The organism is Microbacterium sp. P5_E9 (genome assembly GCF_054049175.1).
In genome coordinates this window covers 104,137-121,575 of the sequence record NZ_JBFUMV010000003.1, presented here as the reverse complement: position 1 = coordinate 121,575, position 17,439 = coordinate 104,137, and the positions used below count along the sequence as shown (strand labels likewise).

General features: G+C 70.3%; 16 protein-coding genes. 13 read left to right on the top strand and 3 right to left on the bottom strand.

Annotated features, from left to right (window positions below; all coding sequences use genetic code 11):
- Complete coding sequence (locus ACXJ3V_RS06780; RefSeq protein ID WP_457099517.1) at window positions 1–822, top strand: nucleoside hydrolase; 822 nt, start codon at window positions 1–3, stop codon at window positions 820–822.
- The gene (locus ACXJ3V_RS06775) at window positions 819–3,545 is read left to right on the top strand and encodes a family 78 glycoside hydrolase catalytic domain (RefSeq protein ID WP_457099516.1); all 2,727 of its coding nucleotides are present in this window, start codon (window positions 819–821) and stop codon (window positions 3,543–3,545) included. Before ACXJ3V_RS06780 ends, ACXJ3V_RS06775 begins: the two co-directional genes overlap by 4 nt.
- Here the strand turns inward: ACXJ3V_RS06775 and ACXJ3V_RS06770 are convergent.
- Together ACXJ3V_RS06770 and ACXJ3V_RS06765 are read right to left on the bottom strand one after the other, a co-directional pair.
- Complete coding sequence (locus ACXJ3V_RS06770) at window positions 3,526–5,061, bottom strand: peptide MFS transporter (RefSeq protein WP_457099515.1); 1,536 nt, start codon at window positions 5,059–5,061, stop codon at window positions 3,526–3,528. The two genes, ACXJ3V_RS06775 and ACXJ3V_RS06770, sit on opposite strands and share 20 nt — an antisense overlap.
- 55 nt (window positions 5,062–5,116) lie before the next feature.
- Window positions 5,117–6,517: an MFS transporter gene (locus tag ACXJ3V_RS06765; RefSeq protein ID WP_457099740.1), complete on the bottom strand. Its 1,401-nt coding sequence runs from the start codon at window positions 6,515–6,517 to the stop codon at window positions 5,117–5,119.
- Between the two features lie 127 nt (window positions 6,518–6,644).
- Here ACXJ3V_RS06765 and ACXJ3V_RS06760 point away from each other — a divergent pair, with 127 nt between their 5' ends.
- The 11 genes from ACXJ3V_RS06760 (at window position 6,645) to ACXJ3V_RS06710 (ending at window position 16,904) form a co-directional block, all read left to right on the top strand.
- A complete protein-coding gene (locus tag ACXJ3V_RS06760; protein ID WP_457099514.1) occupies window positions 6,645–7,367 on the top strand; it encodes a GNAT family N-acetyltransferase in 723 nt (240 codons plus the stop codon).
- 96 nt (window positions 7,368–7,463) lie between these two features.
- Window positions 7,464–8,402 (top strand): cyclase family protein, encoded by a 939-nt coding sequence (locus tag ACXJ3V_RS06755; protein WP_457099513.1) that lies wholly within the window; start codon window positions 7,464–7,466, stop codon window positions 8,400–8,402.
- 46 nt (window positions 8,403–8,448) lie between these two features.
- Window positions 8,449–8,601: a hypothetical protein gene (locus ACXJ3V_RS06750; RefSeq protein WP_457099512.1), complete on the top strand. Its 153-nt coding sequence runs from the start codon at window positions 8,449–8,451 to the stop codon at window positions 8,599–8,601.
- Between the two features lie 28 nt (window positions 8,602–8,629).
- A complete protein-coding gene (locus ACXJ3V_RS06745; protein ID WP_457099511.1) occupies window positions 8,630–9,040 on the top strand; it encodes a hypothetical protein in 411 nt (136 codons plus the stop codon).
- Between the two features lie 58 nt (window positions 9,041–9,098).
- On the top strand, window positions 9,099–9,869 hold the full coding sequence (locus ACXJ3V_RS06740) for an isocitrate lyase/PEP mutase family protein (RefSeq protein ID WP_457099510.1): 771 nt from the start codon (window positions 9,099–9,101) through the stop codon (window positions 9,867–9,869).
- A gap of 31 nt (window positions 9,870–9,900) precedes the next feature.
- A complete protein-coding gene (menC, locus tag ACXJ3V_RS06735; RefSeq protein ID WP_457099509.1) occupies window positions 9,901–11,034 on the top strand; it encodes an o-succinylbenzoate synthase in 1,134 nt (377 codons plus the stop codon).
- A 3-nt stretch (window positions 11,035–11,037) separates the two neighbouring features.
- On the top strand, window positions 11,038–11,931 hold the full coding sequence (locus ACXJ3V_RS06730; RefSeq protein WP_457099508.1) for a hypothetical protein: 894 nt from the start codon (window positions 11,038–11,040) through the stop codon (window positions 11,929–11,931).
- 140 nt (window positions 11,932–12,071) lie between these two features.
- Entirely contained in the window at window positions 12,072–13,937 is a 1,866-nt protein-coding gene (locus ACXJ3V_RS06725; protein ID WP_457099507.1) for a substrate-binding and vWA domain-containing protein, read from the top strand.
- A gap of 14 nt (window positions 13,938–13,951) precedes the next feature.
- Window positions 13,952–14,962, top strand: coding sequence for a hypothetical protein (locus tag ACXJ3V_RS06720; protein ID WP_457099506.1), 1,011 nt, complete (start codon window positions 13,952–13,954; stop codon window positions 14,960–14,962).
- Window positions 14,963–15,012: 50 nt separating this feature from the next.
- Entirely contained in the window at window positions 15,013–15,387 is a 375-nt protein-coding gene (locus tag ACXJ3V_RS06715) for a DUF4870 domain-containing protein (protein WP_457099505.1), read from the top strand.
- Window positions 15,388–15,515: 128 nt separating this feature from the next.
- Window positions 15,516–16,904 carry a glycine--tRNA ligase gene (locus ACXJ3V_RS06710; RefSeq protein ID WP_457099504.1) on the top strand — a complete coding sequence of 463 codons (1,389 nt, stop codon included), beginning with the start codon at window positions 15,516–15,518 and terminating at the stop codon, window positions 16,902–16,904.
- Between the two features lie 104 nt (window positions 16,905–17,008).
- Here the strand turns inward: ACXJ3V_RS06710 and ACXJ3V_RS06705 are convergent, their stop codons facing one another.
- Complete coding sequence (locus ACXJ3V_RS06705) at window positions 17,009–17,398, bottom strand: hypothetical protein (protein WP_457099503.1); 390 nt, start codon at window positions 17,396–17,398, stop codon at window positions 17,009–17,011.
- Window positions 17,399–17,439 lie beyond the last annotated feature (41 nt).

The window sequence follows — 17,439 nt, the reverse complement described above, 5'->3', positions numbered from 1 at the left end:
ATGGTCACCCCGCGATGGCGCGTGATCGTCGACAACGACTTCGCCGGCGACCCCGACGGGCTCGTCTCGCTCGCGCACGTGCTGCTGACCGATGATGTGCAGGTCGAGCTGATCACCTGCACCCCGGTCGATCCGGTGCTCGCCCATCTCGCGGGGGTGGATGCCTCGGCGACCGCATCCCTCGGGGCGCGGGCCGCGCACGCTCTGCTCGAGGTGCTGGGCTCGACCGATCACGACGTCGTGGGCGGTGCGGAGGACTTCGCCCCGAGGGATGAGCCTTCACCGGCTGCACGGGCGATCGTGGAGGTGTGCCTGGCGGAGTCCGACGTGCCGCTCGCGATCCTCTGCGGTGGGCCGCTGACCAATGTGGCGGCGGCGCTCGCTCTCGAGCCGGCGCTCCGCGAACGCGTAACCCTCGTGTGGATCGGCGGGAGCCTGAATGATGCTCCGGAGTACAACAGGGACACCGCCCCCTCCGCTGCGGCATCCGTCCTCGCCTCGGGCATTCCGGTGGTGCAGATTCCGCTCGAGACCTATGAGCGCATGCGCGTCTCGGTCGCAGAGGTCCGTTCGGGGCTCGCCCACTCGTCGTACCCCGGCGGCTGGCTCGCCGAGCGCCTGCTCGACCTTCCGGCGTTCGTCACGCTGCATGGCGTCATCACCCTCGGAGACGGCGCGCTCGCCGCGGTAGCGGGGCTCGACCCCGGCTTCCGGCCGGGTACCAGCCGCATCGTCACTGAGATCGACATGCGCCTGCTCTGGGGAGACCTGCTCGCCAAGCTGAGTCTCCATCACCAGGATGAAGACGGACGAGCTCCGTGAAGCCCATCCTGCCCGGCATCCGTCCCGAGCCTCGCGATCTCCGGGTCGAGTACCTGCGCGCGCCGATCGGCATCGGCAGCCGCGCGCCGCGGTTCTCGTGGATCGTCGACCACGCACAGGAAGCGTACGAACTCTCGGTGCACACCGGAGCCGGCGCTGTGTGGACGAGCGGGCCCGTCGAGAGCCGCGAGACCTCGCTCGTCGAGTACGCCGGAGAACGGCTCACCTCGAACACCCGGTACACCTGGCGTGTGCGCAGCCGCTCGGGTGACCGGTGGACCCCGTGGGCGGAATCGACCTTCGAGACGGCACTCCTGGATGCCGGCGACTGGGTGGCCGCCTGGGTCGAGCCGGCGCAGCAGGACGCCGTCGTCGAGCGCTGGAGCATCGTCGACTGGATCCGCGGCCTCGGCCCCGACACCGCGCCCGAGGACCGGCTGCGTCCCCCGCAGCTGCTGCGGCAGTCCTTCGCGGTGCGCGGCGGCCTCGCTCGCGCCCGCCTGTACGCGACCGCCCGGGGAGGGTACTCCGCGTTCGTGAACGGCGAGCGTGCTGACGACCAGGCGCTCGCGCCCGGCTCCGACGCCTACGGGCACCGCATCTCGGTGCAGTCGTACGACGTCACCGCCTTGCTGTCCGAGGGCGAGAACGTGCTGGGCGTCGCGCTCGCCGACGGCTGGTGGGCGGGCCGCCTCGGCCTCACGGGGTCCAGCGCGCAGTTCGGCACGCGCACCTCGGCGATCTGGCAGCTGCACCTCGACTATGCCGACGGGGTGACGGAGGTCGTGGCATCCGGAGCCGGCGTCCGCAGCGCGACCGGCCCGTGGACGTATGCCGACCTGTTCGTGGGCGAGCAGTTCGACCGTCGGGCAGTGCCCGCCGGCTGGGACCGGCCAGGGTTCGATGACAGTGACTGGATGCCGGTCGCCGAGGTCGGATGCGACCATGCGGTCCTCCGGCCCTTCGCCGGGGAGCCGATCCGACGGGTGCAGGAACTGCCGGCGGTCTCGGTGCTCGCCACGGCCGAGGGCGCGATCGTCGACTTCGGCCAGGTGCTCGTCGGCCGCGTGCGCCTCCGCCTCCGCGGGACGACGCCCGGCCAGCGGATCGTCCTGGAGCACACCGAGACGCTCGCCGCCGACGGCTCGTGGTTTGCGAACATCGTCGGCATCAACAAGGAGCAGACGGACGTCTTCGTCTCAGCGGGTGGCGACGATGAATGGGAGCCGGAGTTCACCTTCCACGGCCTCCGGTACGCCCGGGTCAGCGGGCTCTCGGGTTCCCTTCGCCCCGAGGACATCACCGGAGTGGTCATGGCGAGCGACCTCGAGCAGACCGGGTCGTTCCGCTCGTCCGATCCTCGGCTGAACCGCCTGCACGACAACGTCGTCTGGAGTCAGCGGGGCAACTTCCTCTCGATTCCGACCGACTGCCCGCAGCGCGAGCGGGCTGGCTGGACCGGCGACCTCCAGGCCTTCGTGGGCGCCGCGGCCAACAACGCCCAGGTGGTGCCTTTCCTCTCCCGCTGGCTGGAGAACCTCCGTGCCGATCAGCTGCCCGATGGGCGCATCCCGATCTTCTCCCCGCGCTCGCCGTTCGACGCCGAAGCCGCTGCGACCGCCCAGGGCATCGGGTCGATCGTCGCGGCCGCGGGCTGGAGCGACGCGATCGCCATCGTGCCGTGGACCCTCTACGAGCGCACCGGCGACCGCCGGGTGCTCGAGGAGAACTACGACGCGATGCTGCGCTGGGTCGAGTACCAGCGATCGACCGCGGCAGCCGAACTGCCCCCTGAGCTCGCCGACGACCTGCCGCCCGAGCGCCGCGCGGCCCAGGCGCTGCTCTTCAACACCGGCGAGCACTTCGGCGACTGGCTCACTCCGTCCACCATGGAGGGCCGTCCGATCCACGAGGCACTCGCTATCGCGCCGGCGCTGACAAGCGAGTACCTGGCGCCGATGTTCCAGGCACACACGCTCACGCTCGCGTCGCGCATCGCCGCACTACTGGGAAGAGAGACCGATGCCGCGGCCCTCACCGACCGGGCCTCAGCCGTCCGCGCCGCTTTCGCCGCGGAGTACGTCGATGAGCGCGGCGACCTCCCGGTGCGGCTCCAGGGCCTCTACGTCCTTGCGCTGGCGTTCGACATGGTGCCCGACGGCCTTCGCGGGCAGGCCGCGGGTAGGCTCGTCGAGCTCATCCATGCACGGGGAGACCGCCTCGACACCGGGTTCCTCTCGACCCCGTACCTGCTCGACGTGCTGTGCGACCACGGCTATCCGGAGGTCGCCAGGACGCTGCTCTGGCAGTCCGAGATGCCGTCCTGGCTCTACGAGGTGGACCGGGGCGCGACGACCATCTGGGAGGCGTGGGACGCAATCTCGCCGGAGGGCGAGATTCGTGCCATGTCCTTCAATCACTACGCGCCGGGCAGCGTCGACGACTGGCTCTACCGCAGGGTCGCCGGCATCCGCTCGACCTCTCCCGGCTTCCGGACCGCGGTGATCGAGCCCGACTTCGAGGCAGGCGTCGACCACGTGAAGGCGCACGTCGGCACACCCTACGGCGAGCTTGCTGTCGATTGGCGGCGCGCCGAGGCGACAGCATCCGTCATCGTCACCGTGCCTTTCGGAGTCGCAGCGGAGCTCGTCGCGGGCGAGCGCGTGGCACTGCCCGCTGGCACCTCCACCCACGAGGTGCGGGTCAGCGCACGCCCTTCATGAGCTTGAGCACCGGCTTCACGCAGAACAGCAGCGCGATGCCGAGGATGATCGCGATGAAGCCGAGGATCGTGAAGTAGGGCACCTCGTTGGTCGGGTCGTAGAACTGCGCGAGCCAGCCGGCGATGCTCGTGCCGAGTGACACCGAAAGGAAGTACAGCGCGACCATCTGCGTGTGGAAGCGCGCGGGCGCGAGCTTGGTCGTCACCGACAGACCAGGAGGCGAGATGAACATCTCCGCGATCGTGAACACGAAGAGGATGAAGATGATCGCGATGAGCGGCGTCGAGTTCGGCGCACCGTTCGCCCAGGGCAGGAAGAGCAGGAACGCGACGCCCATGACGATCGCGCCGAGGGCGAACTTGACCGGCGCCGACGGCTGCCGGGTGCCGAGCTTCGTCCAGATCGCGGCGAACACGCCCGAGAGGATGATGACGAAGATCGGGTTGATCGAGTTGATCCACGAGACCGGCATCTCCCAGCCGAGGATCGTGCGGTCGAGGCGCTGGTCCGAGTAGATCGTCAGCACCGTGAACTGCTGCTGGTAGAGCGACCAGAAGCCGACGTTCACGATGAACAGCGGGATGAAGCCGAACACCCGCGACCGGTCGGTCCCGTCGATGTGCTTCGACGAGATGATCACCCCGAAGTACGCGACCGCCGCGATGAGCGTGAAGATGATGACGACACCGGCCAGGTTGTTCGCGCGGATGACCTCGAGCAGCACCAGTACGACGATGACCGCGATGCCCGCGATCCCGATGCCCGCGACGGCGAGATACAGGCGCCGGGGGAGCGGGTTGGAGACGATCCGCGATGATTCGGGGAGGTTCTTGCGGCCGAACGAGTACTGCGTGAGGCCGATGCCCATGCCGACCGCGGCGATGCCGAAGCCCCAGTGGAACCCGTAGTTGCTCTGCAGGAATCCGGTGATGAGCGGGCCGAGGAACGCGCCGACGTTGATGCCGAGATAGAAGATCGAGAACCCGGCGTCTCGGCGGGTGTCCTTGGGGGTGTACAGCGTTCCGACGACCGAGGTCGCGTTCGCCTTCAGACCGCCTGAGCCGACGGCGACGAGGATGAGGCCGATGCCGAGGCCCCACAGGCTGGGCAGCACGGCCAGCACGATGTGCCCCAGCATGATGACGATGGCGCTGTAGAACAGCACGCGCTCCGACCCGAGGAGCCGGTCGGCGACCCACGCCCCGAGGATCGTCGACAGGTAGACGGTGCCGCCGTACGCGCCGACGATGCCGGTCGCGGTGGCCTGGTCGATGCCGAGGCCCCCCTCGGCCACCGAGTAGTACATGTAGATGAGCAGGATGCCCTGCATGCCGTAGAAGCTGAACCGCTCCCACAGCTCCACACCGAAGACCGTGGCAAGCGCTCGCGGCTGGCCGAAGAAGCGGGTGTCCTGGTCACCACCGCTCTCTGGATCGACGGCCGTCGCACCTCCGTGCGGCGGGACGTCGGGCGGGCCGACGGGAACCTCTTCTGGTGTGCCGCTCTGGTCGCTCATGGCGTCAGAGTAGTGGGCACTTCGGGCTGTGCGACAGACCCCGTCCCCGCGCCGCTCACTCGCGGAGGGACGGATGCCGCTCCTGCGGTGCGCGATGCGGCGGGATGAACAGGGCCACCGCGAAGGCGACGATCGCCGCGAACCCGCCGAGGATGAACGACACGTGGAACGCGGTCGGAGAGGGCACCTGAGTGTCGCCCTGGGCGATCGTGAAGGTCGCCAGCACCGCGCCGATGACGGCCGCCGCCGAGCTCGTGCCGAGCGAGCGGAACAGCGCGTTGAGGCCGTTCGAGGCGCCGGTCTCGGACTGCGGCACCGAGCGCATGATGAGCATCGGCATCGCCGCGTAGCCGAGCCCGATGCCGATGCCGATGATGAAGTTCGCCACCAGGATCTGCCACACCTCGGTGGAGAAGAGCAGCGTGAAGCTGTACGCGACGATCAGCGCGACCGCGCCGCCGACGAGCAGCACCTTGGGACCGATCGTGCGGGCGAGCCGACCGGAGAACGGCGAGAGCACCATCATCACGATCCCGGCGGGCATGATCACCAGGCTCGCGGCCAGGAGCGACAGCCCGAACCCGCCGACGGCGACCGGCAGCTCGAGCATCTGCGGGTAGGCGACGTTCGACGCGAACAGCGAGAACCCCATCGCGATCGAGGCGATGTTGGTCAGCAGCACCGGCCGCCGCGCGGCGACGCGCAGGTCGAGCAGCGGCTCAGCGATCCGCAGCTCGTACCAGCCCCACACGAGCAGCACCGCGAGGCCGCCGAGCCCGCAGAGGAGCACGGGCGCCGAGGTCCAGCCCCAGACATTCCCGCGCGAGATCGCGAGGAGGATGCCGACGAGACCGATCGCGAGACCGGTCGCGCCGATGAAGTCGAACTTTCCCGCCGTGCGCAGCACGCTCTCCGGCACGATCCACACCACGAGCAGGAACACCACGACACCCAGTCCTGCGGCGACCCAGAACAGCACGTGCCAGTCGGCGTACTGCGTGATGAGGGCGCTGATCGGCAGGCCCAGCGCGCCCCCGACGCCGAGCGTCGCGCTGATCAGGGCGATCGCCGAGTCGACGCGGTCTTCGTGCAGGACGTCCCGAAGGATCGAGATGCCGAGCGGGATGACGCCGGTCACGGCGCCTTGGAAGGTGCGACCGATGACGACGCCGACGATCCCGGGCGAGATCGCGGCGATGACCGAGCCGAACACCATGAGTGCGAGCAGCGCCAGCACGACGCGCCGCTTGCCGTACATATCGCCGAGGCGCCCCGAGATCGGGGTGATGACCGCGGCCGCCAGCAGGGTCGAGGTGACGACCCACGCGGTGTCCTCACGACTCGCGTTCAGCAGTTCGGGGAGCCGCGCTTGGATCGGCACGACGAGCGTGAACATGAACGACGAGGCCAGCCCTGCAACGGCCAGGACCGCGACGATGGCGCCCTGCCGAGGCATCCGGGTGAGTCGCCTGCGTGCGTTCTCGTCCCCTGGAGCCATCGCTCCAGGCTATCGGCGCGCTGGAGGGGCACGGGTCGCACGGGCGCGGCAGGGGTCGCGGGGGCCCCAGTTGTAGGGTGGGCGCATGCCCGACCCGCACGTCGACACGCCCCCCGGCATCCGGATCCGCACGCTCGACACGGTCGACGAGGCATTCGCCGCCGCGGCGGTGCTGCGCGACGTGTGGGGCGGTGACCGCGGCGGGATGCCGCCGAATCTGGTCGCCGCGCTCGCCTATTCGGGCAACTACGTCGTCGGCCTCTACGACGGCGACCGGATCATCGGAGCCTCGGTCGGGTTCTTCGGCCCTCCGGCCACCCGGTCGATGCACTCGCACATCACCGGCGTCCTGCCCGAGTACCAGCGTCATGGCCTGGGCCGTCTGCTCAAGCAGCACCAGCGCGAGTGGGCCTTCGCGCGCGAAGTCGGCCACATCACGTGGACCTTCGACCCACTCGTGGCACGCAACGCCCACTTCAACCTGCGGGTGCTCGGCACGCGCTTCACGGACTACTTCGTCAACCGCTACGGCCCCATGGACGACGGGGTCAACCGCGGTGACGAGTCCGACCGCATCCTCGTCACGTGGTCGCTGGCCTCGCCGCCCGTGCCGACGCCGTCCGACGACCTGGTGGTCGCGACCGTAGCGGTGCCCCACGACATCGAGGCGCTGCGTCGGGAATCGCCGACGGATGCCGCGGGCTGGCGCCTGCGCGTCCGCGAGGGCTTCCTCGGCCACCGCGAAGCGGGTCTGACCGTCGGCGGGTTCGACGACGAGCGGGGCTATCTGTTCGTGCGCGCGTCCTGAGGCCTGGCGGAGGGATCCTGCCGACCGGTCAGGGAAAGGTGCCATTCTCCGAGGATCGGAGGAGTCGCGGCATCCGCCCGTCCTAGGCTCAAGCGCATGGCCAGCCCGGACTTTCGCGCCCACTTCGACTTCGACCTGTCGTTCGCCAACGGGGGTGAGCTGAGCGGCACCGCGTTCCGCCTCGACCTGCCGAGCGCCGACCTCGACGAGGCCGCGATCGGCCGGCTGCTCGTGCAGCACCTCGGGCTCGCGCTCGTCGACGACGTGCAGCTGCGGGGGCTGCGGATCGTCGAGGAGCCGCACCGCGGCAGCCGGGGCATCGCCGTGACGCCGGAGACGCAGGGGACGGATGCCGCGACCCAGACCCGCATCATCGACCTCAGCCACCCGATCCGGGCCGGGCTCGTGACGTATCCGGGGCTGCCCGCGCCGACCATCACGCCGCATCTCACCCGCGAGGATTCGCGGGCGAAGTACGCGCCCGGCACCGAGTTCGCGATGGATGTCATCACGATGATCGGCAACACCGGCACCTACCTCGACTCGCCCTTCCACCGCTACGCCGAGGGACCCGACCTCGCGGGCCTCGACCTCTCGACCCTCGTCGGGCTGCGCGCCGAGGTCTTCCACCTCGAAGACGCGTGGACTCCGGAGCGCCGCGGCATCCGTCCCGAGACCCTCGCCGATCGCGAGGTGCGCGGGTCGGCGGTGCTGCTGCACACCGGGTTCGACCGCTGGTTCGGTCAGCCCGAGTATGCGAAGGGCGCTCCGTTCCTCACCGCTGACGGCGCGCAGCACCTGATCGACGCCGGGGTCGTGCTCGTGGGCATCGACTCGCTGAACATCGACGACACCGAGTCGGGCGGCGAGCGTCCCGCGCACTCGCTGCTGCTCGCCGCCGGGGTGCACGTGGTCGAGCACCTGACCAATCTCGGCGCGCTCCCCCCGCAGGTCGCCCGGTTCACCGCAGCCCCGCCCGCGGTCGAGGACTTCGGCACGTTCCCGGTGCGCGCCTTCGCCGAGCTCACCGACTGAGGTATCTGCGTCGCCCCTCTCGCCTCCTCCACTCCAGGAGGAAGCCATGCGAGAGAACATCGAGACCCGGATCGCCGAATGGCGCTACGTGCTGCTGCACCGGCACACGCTGGCGTGGCGGCGCCACCAGCCGCGCGCGGCACGCGCATCGTTCCTCGCGGTCCCCGAGCCTCCGCGGGCCGGCATCTTCGCGCACTGACCCGGAGCATGGCCGGTACCCTGGCGCCGTGATCCCGGACGACTGGACCCCGCATCGCCGCGACGACGGCGAGCTGCTCGGCTGGATCCGGCCAGCGTCCAAAGCCGTCGGCGCCGACCAGTGGATCGCGGTCGACCTGCTCGGGCGCGCGGCATCCGATGTCCTCGACTGGCTCGACGCCGAAGCGGTGCTCGATGCCCGCGGACTCTCCTGGCTCGCGGAGATCTGGATGCTGGAGCGCCCGGACGCCGAGCCGCTCCGGGTGAAGCTGGTCGAGGTGAGCCCGCCGCGTCGCGCCGACGCGGGACGGGTCGTGATCCAGACCGACGACTTCGGGGCGATCGAGGTGCCGGTGGAGCGCTTCGAGCTGCCGTGGCCGGCGCCCGCGACGCTGCGGCCGCGGCGTCACGGTGAGTCCGGCGCACCGCCCTGGGGATGAGCCGTCACAGAGCGTCAACCCCCGTGACGATTCGCGCGTCGCGCGCTTGACTGGACGCATGACGATCCACGACAAGGCACGACGCCTCCTCGACCTGCACGAAGCCCCGGAACTCCTCACCGTCGTGAACGTGTGGGATCCGATCTCGGCGAAGGTCGTCGCCGGTGAGCCGGGCACGAAGGCGCTCGCCACCGCGAGCCACTCCATCGCCGCGAGCTTCGGCTACGAGGACGGCGAGCAGATCCCCCTCGACCTGCACCTCGACGCGATCCAGCGCATCGTGCAGGCCACCGACCTGCCGGTGTCGGCCGATCTGGAAGCGGGCTACGGCGACATCGGCGAGACGGTTCGCCGCGCGATCAACGTCGGCGTCGTCGGCGCGAACATCGAAGACCAGCTGAAGCCCCTCGACGAAGCCGTCCGCGGCGTCGAGGCGGCGCTCGCCGCAGGGGAGTCAGAGGGCATCCGATTCGTGCTCAACGCCCGCACCGACGCGTTCGTCCGCGGGCGCGATCGCACACCGGAGGAGAATCTCGCGGATGCCGTGACCCGCGGTCAGGCCTACATCGAGGCCGGCGCACCCGTGGTGTTCGTGCCGGGCAAGCTCGACGAGGCGCAGATCCGCACGCTCGTGGACGCCTTCGGCCCCCTCAAGCTCTCGGTCATCGGGGCGGGGGCCCCTTCACTCGCGAAGCTCGAGGAGCTCGGCGTCACGCGCGTCTCATACGGCCCGGCGCCGCAGCGGGTGGCACTCACTGCGCTGCAGGACCTCGTGCGCGCCATTCACGCCGGGGGCGGCATCCCGGCCGGCACTCGCGCCCTGAACTGACCGGCGTGCGCGCCGGGCGTAGCCTGAGCGCATGCCCATCGCCCGGCCCACGGCATCCGTCGCCCTTGAAGGTTTCGAGCTGCGGGTGCTGCAGATCCCGCTCGTGTCGCCGTTCACGACCTCGTTCGGCACCGAGACCGTGCGCGAGGTGATCGTCGTGCGCGCCCTGACCGCCGACGGCGACGGCTGGGGCGAGATCGTGACGGGCGAGTCGCCGCTGTACTCGAGCGAGTACACGGAAGGGGCGTGGGATGTCGCGACCCGCTGGCTCATCCCGGCGCTCCTCGATCGCCCCGCGCTCGCGCCCGAGGACGTCGCGGGCGTGCTGCATCCGTTCGTCGGCCATCGCATGGCCAAGGCGGGGCTCGAACTGGCCGTGCTCGACGCGGCGCTGCGCGCCGAAGGACGCCCGCTCGGCGAATACATCGGCGCGCTCCACGACCGGGTGCCGAGCGGCGTGAGCGTCGGGATCCAGCGCGACCCGGCTACGCTCGTGGAGGTGGTCCGCGGGTACCTCGACGAGGGCTACGTGCGGATCAAGATCAAGATCAAACCCGGACGCGACATCGGCGACACCGCGGCCGTCCGCGAGGCTTTCGGCGCCATCCCCCTCCAGGTCGACGCCAACTCCGCCTACACGCTCGCCGACATCGAGACGCTCGCCGAGCTCGATCGCTTCGACCTCCTCCTCCTCGAGCAGCCCCTGCAGGAAGACGACATCGTCGACCATGCCACCCTCGCCCGCCACCTGACGACGCCGGTCTGCCTCGACGAGTCGATCACGTCGGTCAAGGCCGCCCGGGATGCGCTCGCGCTGGGCGCGGCATCCGTCATCAACATCAAGGCCGGTCGCGTCGGCGGGTATCTCGAGGCCGTGCGCATCCACGATCTGTGCCGGGATGCTGCGATCCCGGTCTGGTGCGGCGGCATGCTCGAGACCGGCATCGGGCGTGCGGCGAACGCCGCGCTCGCCGCTCTGCCCGGTTTCACGCTGCCCGGGGACGTATCGGCGTCGAGCCGGTTCTACCACCGCGACATCGTGACCGAGCCGGCCGTGCTCGAGGACGGGCACGTGCGGGTGCCGACCGGCCCCGGGCTCGGCATCGAGATCGACCAGGTCGCGCTCGACGACTTCACGGCCCTGCGGGTGCTGGTGCGGCGGTAGCGCGTGCGGCGACGAATCGGAGTCTCGGCGGCGGTCGCGCTTGTCCTCGTGCTGGCCGGCTGTGCCGCGAATGCTCCGGATGCCGCGCCCTCCGGCCGCGCGACGGCGCTGCCCGACGGGGTCACGGTCGCCTTCGTGCAGCTGAGGTCGGACGTCGCCGCCCGCCAGGCGAATGTCGAGATCGTCAACGGCACTGACGACGTGCTCACGATCGGATCGGTCCGGGTGGCGGACCCGCGGTTCGACGGCCCCGCGGTGCGGGTGGTCGAGCGCGACAGCCGGGTCGCCGCCGGCAGCACCGTGGACATCCGGGTGCAGCTGCCCGCGGCCGCCTGCGCGGGTGCCGGGGTGGACGCGGATGCCGAAGCCGAGGCATCCGTCACGTTCGACTATTCGACCGGCGGCGACAGCGTCGAGGTGACGGCGCCGCTCCCCGATCCCGTCGGATTCGTGGCGCCGCTGCACGAGCGCGAGTGCCGTGCGGCGCTGCTCGCGAAGGCCGCGGACCTCGCCTTCACCGGATTCACGCCGTCGCCGGCGGGCACGCCGGCCTCGCTCGAACTCACGATCCGGCCCACCGGCGCCGCCGGAGCCGTGATCCGCGGCATCCAGACGACCAACCTGCTCACGTTCGGGCAGGGGGCCGGCGACACGGCCGACACGCACACCCTCGACCTCGAGGTCACGAGCACCGACACCGACGCCGTGGTGGTGTCGCTCCCGCTCGTGCCGCTGCGCTGCGATCCGCACGCGGTGCAGGAGGACAAGCGCGGCACGATCTTCACTCTCGCGGTCGAGGTGGAGGGCGATCCGGGCGAGATCGAGCTCGCCGCGCCCGCGGACCTGCGCGGCAGGATCCTCACCTGGGTCGCCGCCTGGTGCGGCTTCGGCGGCTGACCGAGCAGGTCGCTGAGCTTGTCGAAGGGTCCGGCGCTGCGCATCGGACCCTTCGACAGGCTCAGGGACCGATGCTCCGCTCGCACCGGCCGCGACGGATCCCGTGCCCGCCGCGGACCTGCGGGATTTACGCTGTACGCATGGCTCCCGGCCGACCTCCCGCTTCCACCCGTCCGACCCGCTCCTCGTCGTCAGGATCGCACCGGCGCTCCCTGGCCGTGGGAGCCGTGATCGCGGCCGCGCTCCTGTCGCTGACCGGATGCTTCGGCTCGGACGCCGAGCCCGACACGGTGGGCGGCGGAGACTTCGCCGACGACGGCTGCACCAACGTCGTGGTCGCGACATCCTCCGAGAAGGTCAACATGCTCGACGCCCTGGCGAAGGCGTTCAAGGAGTCGCCGGAGGCGGCGGCCCTGGACACCTGCGCGACGGTGCGCCCCATCAACGTGTCCTCCGGTGAGGCGACGCGGATCCTCACTGCGGGCGGCGACTGGCCCGATGAGAACGAGCGACGGTGGCCGAGTCTCTGGTCACCGGCCTCGACCGTGTGGACCGAACGGGTCGCGGCTGCGGCGTCGCCCGCCCTCGTCGGCGAGCCGGTGTCGTTCACCCACACGCCGGTCGTGTTCGGTGTGCCCGAGACCATGGCGCGCGCGCTCGGCTGGCCCGGCGCCGAGATCGGGATCTCCGACTTCGAGCGCCTGTGCTCCGACCCGGCCGGCTGGGGGAGCGTCGGCAAGCCGCTGTGGGGCTCGTTCAAGATCTCCAAGACCAACCCGAACACCTCCACCACGGGGCTCTCGGCGATCCTCATGCAGTCGTACGAGGCCTCCGGCAAGACTGCCGACCTCACGACCGCTGACGTTTCGGCGGCAGAGGACTTCTCGCGCGTGTTCGAAGAGTGCGTCATCCACTACGGCGACACCACCGGCAAGGTGCTGGCCACCCTCTACGACGAGACGCAGAACGGCGCCGGAGGCTCCGGATACGTCTCCGCGGTCGCACTGGAAGAGACCTCACTGCTGAACTACAACCAGGGCAACCCCGACTCGCACACCGTGCAGCCCGGTGAGAAGCTCACCCCGCCGAAGGAGAAGCTCGTCGCCGTCTACCCCTCGGGCGGCTCGATGTGGTCGGACAACCCCGTCACGGTCCTCGGCGCCGACTGGGTCACCGCCGAGCAGGCGACCGCGGGGGCGGCGTTCGTCGCCTTCCTGCAGACGGCGGCGGCGCAGCGGATCCTTCCCGAGTACGGCTTCCGCCCGCTCGACGAGTCGGTGCCGCTCGGCGACCTGTTCACCGAGGCCTATGGCGTCGACCCGGCCAAGCCGGCCGTGACGCTCCCGCGTCCCGAGGTCGACGTGGTGTCCGCGGCGATCGACCAGTGGACGCAGATCCGCAAGCCGTCCTCCGTGCTCGAAGTGGTCGATGTGTCCGGATCGATGGACGACCCGATCGGCGATGGCCGGTCCAAGCTCGACGGTGCGATCGAGGGCGCGCAGTCGACCCTCGGGCACTTCCGCTCGACCGACGAGGTCGGCATCTGGATCTTCACGACCGGCATGTCCTCGCCCGAGGGCGAGGGCATCTCCGTGCTCCGCGAGGTCTCGCCCCTCGCCTCGGACGGCGAGGCGCTGCGGAGCTCGCTCGACGACCTCCGCTTCGTCAACCGGCAGGGCACACCGCTGTACGACGCCGTCGCCGCGGCCTACGACGAGATGATCAAGCGCGCCGAACCCGGTCGCATCAACGCCATCGTGGTGCTCTCCGACGGGCAGGACACCGACTCGAAGATCTCGCTGGACTCCCTCGTCGCGAAGATCGGCAAGTCCGCGCGCGAAGGCGATGAAGCCGCTCCGGTCCGGGTGTTCCCGATCGCGTACGGCGAAGGGGCGGACACCGGAGCGCTGCAGCGCATCGCCGAAGCCACCGGCGGCCAGTGGTTCGACGCGTCGGACCCTGCGCGCATCGACCTCGTGTTCGCCTCCGTCATCAACAACTTCTAGGCGGCTGGCGACCGATGGAGCTTGTCACCGCTTCCGCGGGGTATGTGGACGACGCCGTCGCCGCCCTCCAGAGCGACAACGTCTACGTCTCCCCTGAGGTGAGCGGATCGGCTGAGCTCACCGCCCAGCTCGAGCAGCAGGTGACGGATGCCTCGATCGCGGTTGTGGTCTTCTCCGACAATGCGAGCCTCGAGGGCTCCGGCCCGGAGATCGTCGCGGAGATCGCGGCCAAGACCCAGTACGACACGATCATCGTCGCCGTCGGCGACGATCTGCTGGCAGGTTCCCACGTCCTCCCCGAGGGCGAGGCCCTGCGGATCGCGAACGAGGCGGAGAACGCGACCGACACCCTGGAAGCGGGGCTGACGCAGACCGTGCAGGGCGTGGTCGCGGCATCCGATTCCGCACCGCCGCCGGCCGATGCGGGCGTCGGCGGCGGTATGGTCGTCGCCCTCGCGATCGTGGTCGCTGCGCTGCTGGCCGCCGGGATCGGCGTGGTCGCCATCGTGCGCTCGCGGAATTCCCGCGCCGACCGGCGGCTGCCCGAGTCGGTGCGCACGCGCGTGATCGCGCTGCAGACGCTCGCCGGCGAGTACGCCGCCGTCGGTTCGGCGGGCAACCCGGTCGCCGCCCAGACCGGCCAGGAGATCGCCGTCATCGCCGGCAATGTCACCGAGCTGTTCACCCGGCTCGACAAGCGCAGCGGCGCCGACCAGCGGGGGATCGCCGCCGTCGAGTACGACGACAAGCTGCGCAAGCTCTCGGCGGCGCTCGATCGCGACTACCTCCTCGACATCCTCACCCACCCCCACCTCTGGGACGACCCCGACGAGCGGGTGCTCGAGGTGCGCGGCGCGCTCTCGGCCGTCTCGGACGAGCTCGTGGGCAACATCAAGCAGGTCAACGCCAGCCGAGGGCTGCACTTCCAGGTGTCGCTCGACGGGCTGATCGGGCGGCGCAAGGAGCTGCAGGAATGGGACCGGGCGTTCGGGCAGGCCTCCGACTCCGACCCCCAGCCGCAGTAGGCCCGACCTCAGGGGTCGAGTACGCCGGCGATCGCGCCTATCCTTCAGAGGTGACTTCCCCGAACTATCCCCCCTACGGTCCCCCGCAGCCGGTCCCGACGATGAGCCCGGCCGACGAGAAGCTGTGGGCGACGCTCATCCAACTGGGCGGGCTGTTCTTCGGCTTCCTCGCCCCCCTGGTCGGCTATCTGGTGCTCAAGGATCGCGGGCCGTTCGTCCGCGGCTACGCCGCCACTGCACTGAACTTCCAGCTCACCCTGCTGATCGTGAGCTTCGTCGGCGGCCTCCTCACCATCGTGCTGATCGGGTTCGTGATCCTCTTCGCGGCCTGGCTGGCCGGCGTCGTCTTCTCGATCATCGCCGCAGTGAAGGCGAACCGGGGCGAGTGGTACCAGTACCCCGCCACGATCCGCTTCGTCAGCTGACCAAGGTGGCACCCTGAGCCCCTCGGCTCGCTCAGGGTGCTCGGATTCCGCTGGGTAGACTGGACGGATGCCGCGAGTCCGCGGCATCCCGCGATTTCCGCGCCTCCCACCCGACCATTGGAGCCACCGTGGCCGAGCAGTCCCGCCTCGACAAAGTCATCGCCCTCGCCCGCCACCGCGGGTTCGTCTTCCAGGCGGGAGACATCTACGGCGGATCCCGCTCGGCGTGGGACTACGGCCCCCTCGGGACCGAGCTGAAGGAGAACATCCGCCGCCAGTGGTGGCAGACGTTCGTGCGCGGCCGGGGCGACATGGTCGGCCTCGACTCCTCGGTGATCCTGCCGAAGCGCGTGTGGGAGGCATCCGGTCACGTCGCGACGTTCACCGACCCGCTCGTGGAGTGCCTGAGCTGCCACAAGCGGTTCCGCGGCGACACTCTCGTCGAGGACTTCGAGGCCCGCAAGGGTCGCGCCGCCGAGAACGGGCTCGGGGATGTCCCGTGCCCGAACTGCGGCACCAAGGGTCAGTGGACCGAGCCCAAGGCGTTCTCCGGCCTGATGAAGACCTACCTCGGCGTCGTCGACGACGAGTCGGGCCTGAACTACCTGCGCCCCGAGACGGCGCAGGGCATCTTCGTCAACTTCGCCAACGTCGTCACGGCCGCCCGCAAGAAGCCGCCGTTCGGCGTCGGCCAGGTCGGCAAGGCATTCCGCAACGAGATCACGCCGGGCAACTTCATCTTCCGCACGCGCGAGTTCGAGCAGATGGAGATCGAGTTCTTCACGCCCCCCGCCGAAGCGGGCGAGTGGTTCGACCATTGGGTCGAGGCGTGCTGGAACTGGTTCATCGACCTCGGCATCGACCCGGGCAACCTGCGGCGCTTCGACGTGCCCGAGCACGAGCGGGCGCACTACTCCGCCGGCACGATCGACGTCGAGTACCGCTTCGGGTTCCCTGGCAAGGAGTGGGGCGAGCTCATGGGTGTCGCCAACCGCACCGACTTCGACCTGAAGAGCCACATGGATGCCTCGGGCCAGAGCCTCGCCTACTTCGATCAGGCCAGCGGCGAGAAGTACCTCCCGTACGTCATCGAGCCCTCGTTCGGACTCACCCGCGCGATGATGGCGTTCCTCGTGGACGCCTACCGCGAGGAGGAGGCGCCCAACGCCAAGGGCGGCACCGACACCCGCACCGTGCTCGCGCTCGACCCGCGCATCGCGCCGGTCAAGGTCGCGGTGCTGCCGCTGTCGCGCAACGAGAGCCTCTCGCCCATCGCGCGCGGCCTCGCCGCCGACCTCCGCGCCATGGGCTGGAACACCGACTTCGACGATGCCGGCGCCATCGGCCGCCGCTACCGCCGCCAGGACGAGATCGGCACGCCGTTCTGCGTCACGGTCGACTTCGACTCGCTCGAGGACCGCGCCGTCACCGTGCGCGATCGCGACACGATGAACCAGGAGCGCATCCCGCTCGACGGCCTTCAGACCTACCTCGCCGAGCGCCTCAAGGGCGCATAGCTCCCCGCCAGCCGAGGAGATTCGCACTTCTGAGGACGAATTCCCCTCGGATCGTCCTCGGTACTCGAGATCTCCTCGGAACGGATGCCGCGACAGCGGCGCCGTCAGCGCGGAGTGCGCTGGGGCGCGAGCCCCTGGTGCACGACGATGCCGCCGGATGCCCGGGCCGCCGCCTCGAGGATCGCGACGCCGATCGCACCATGCGGCTCCCACGGCGTGTAGGCGTCGGTCCACCAGGACGTGCCGGCAGGCGGTGTGACGCCTGGGAGCAGCCGCTCCACCTCGTCGAGACGGGGCAGCAGCCGTGGCCGCAGCACCGACAGCACCACGTCGTCGCCGGCGACGATCTGAAGCACAGCGCCCTCATCGAGCACACGGGCCTCGAACGCCTCGACGTCCGAGCCGAGCTTCTGCGACCGCACCGCTTCGGCCGCGGCCACGACGGCGTCGCCGCTGAGCGGCGTGGGTGTCAGCGCGACGCTGCTGCGAGGCATCCGTTACTCCCGTCCCACACGCCGAGTTCGCTGAGTCGTCG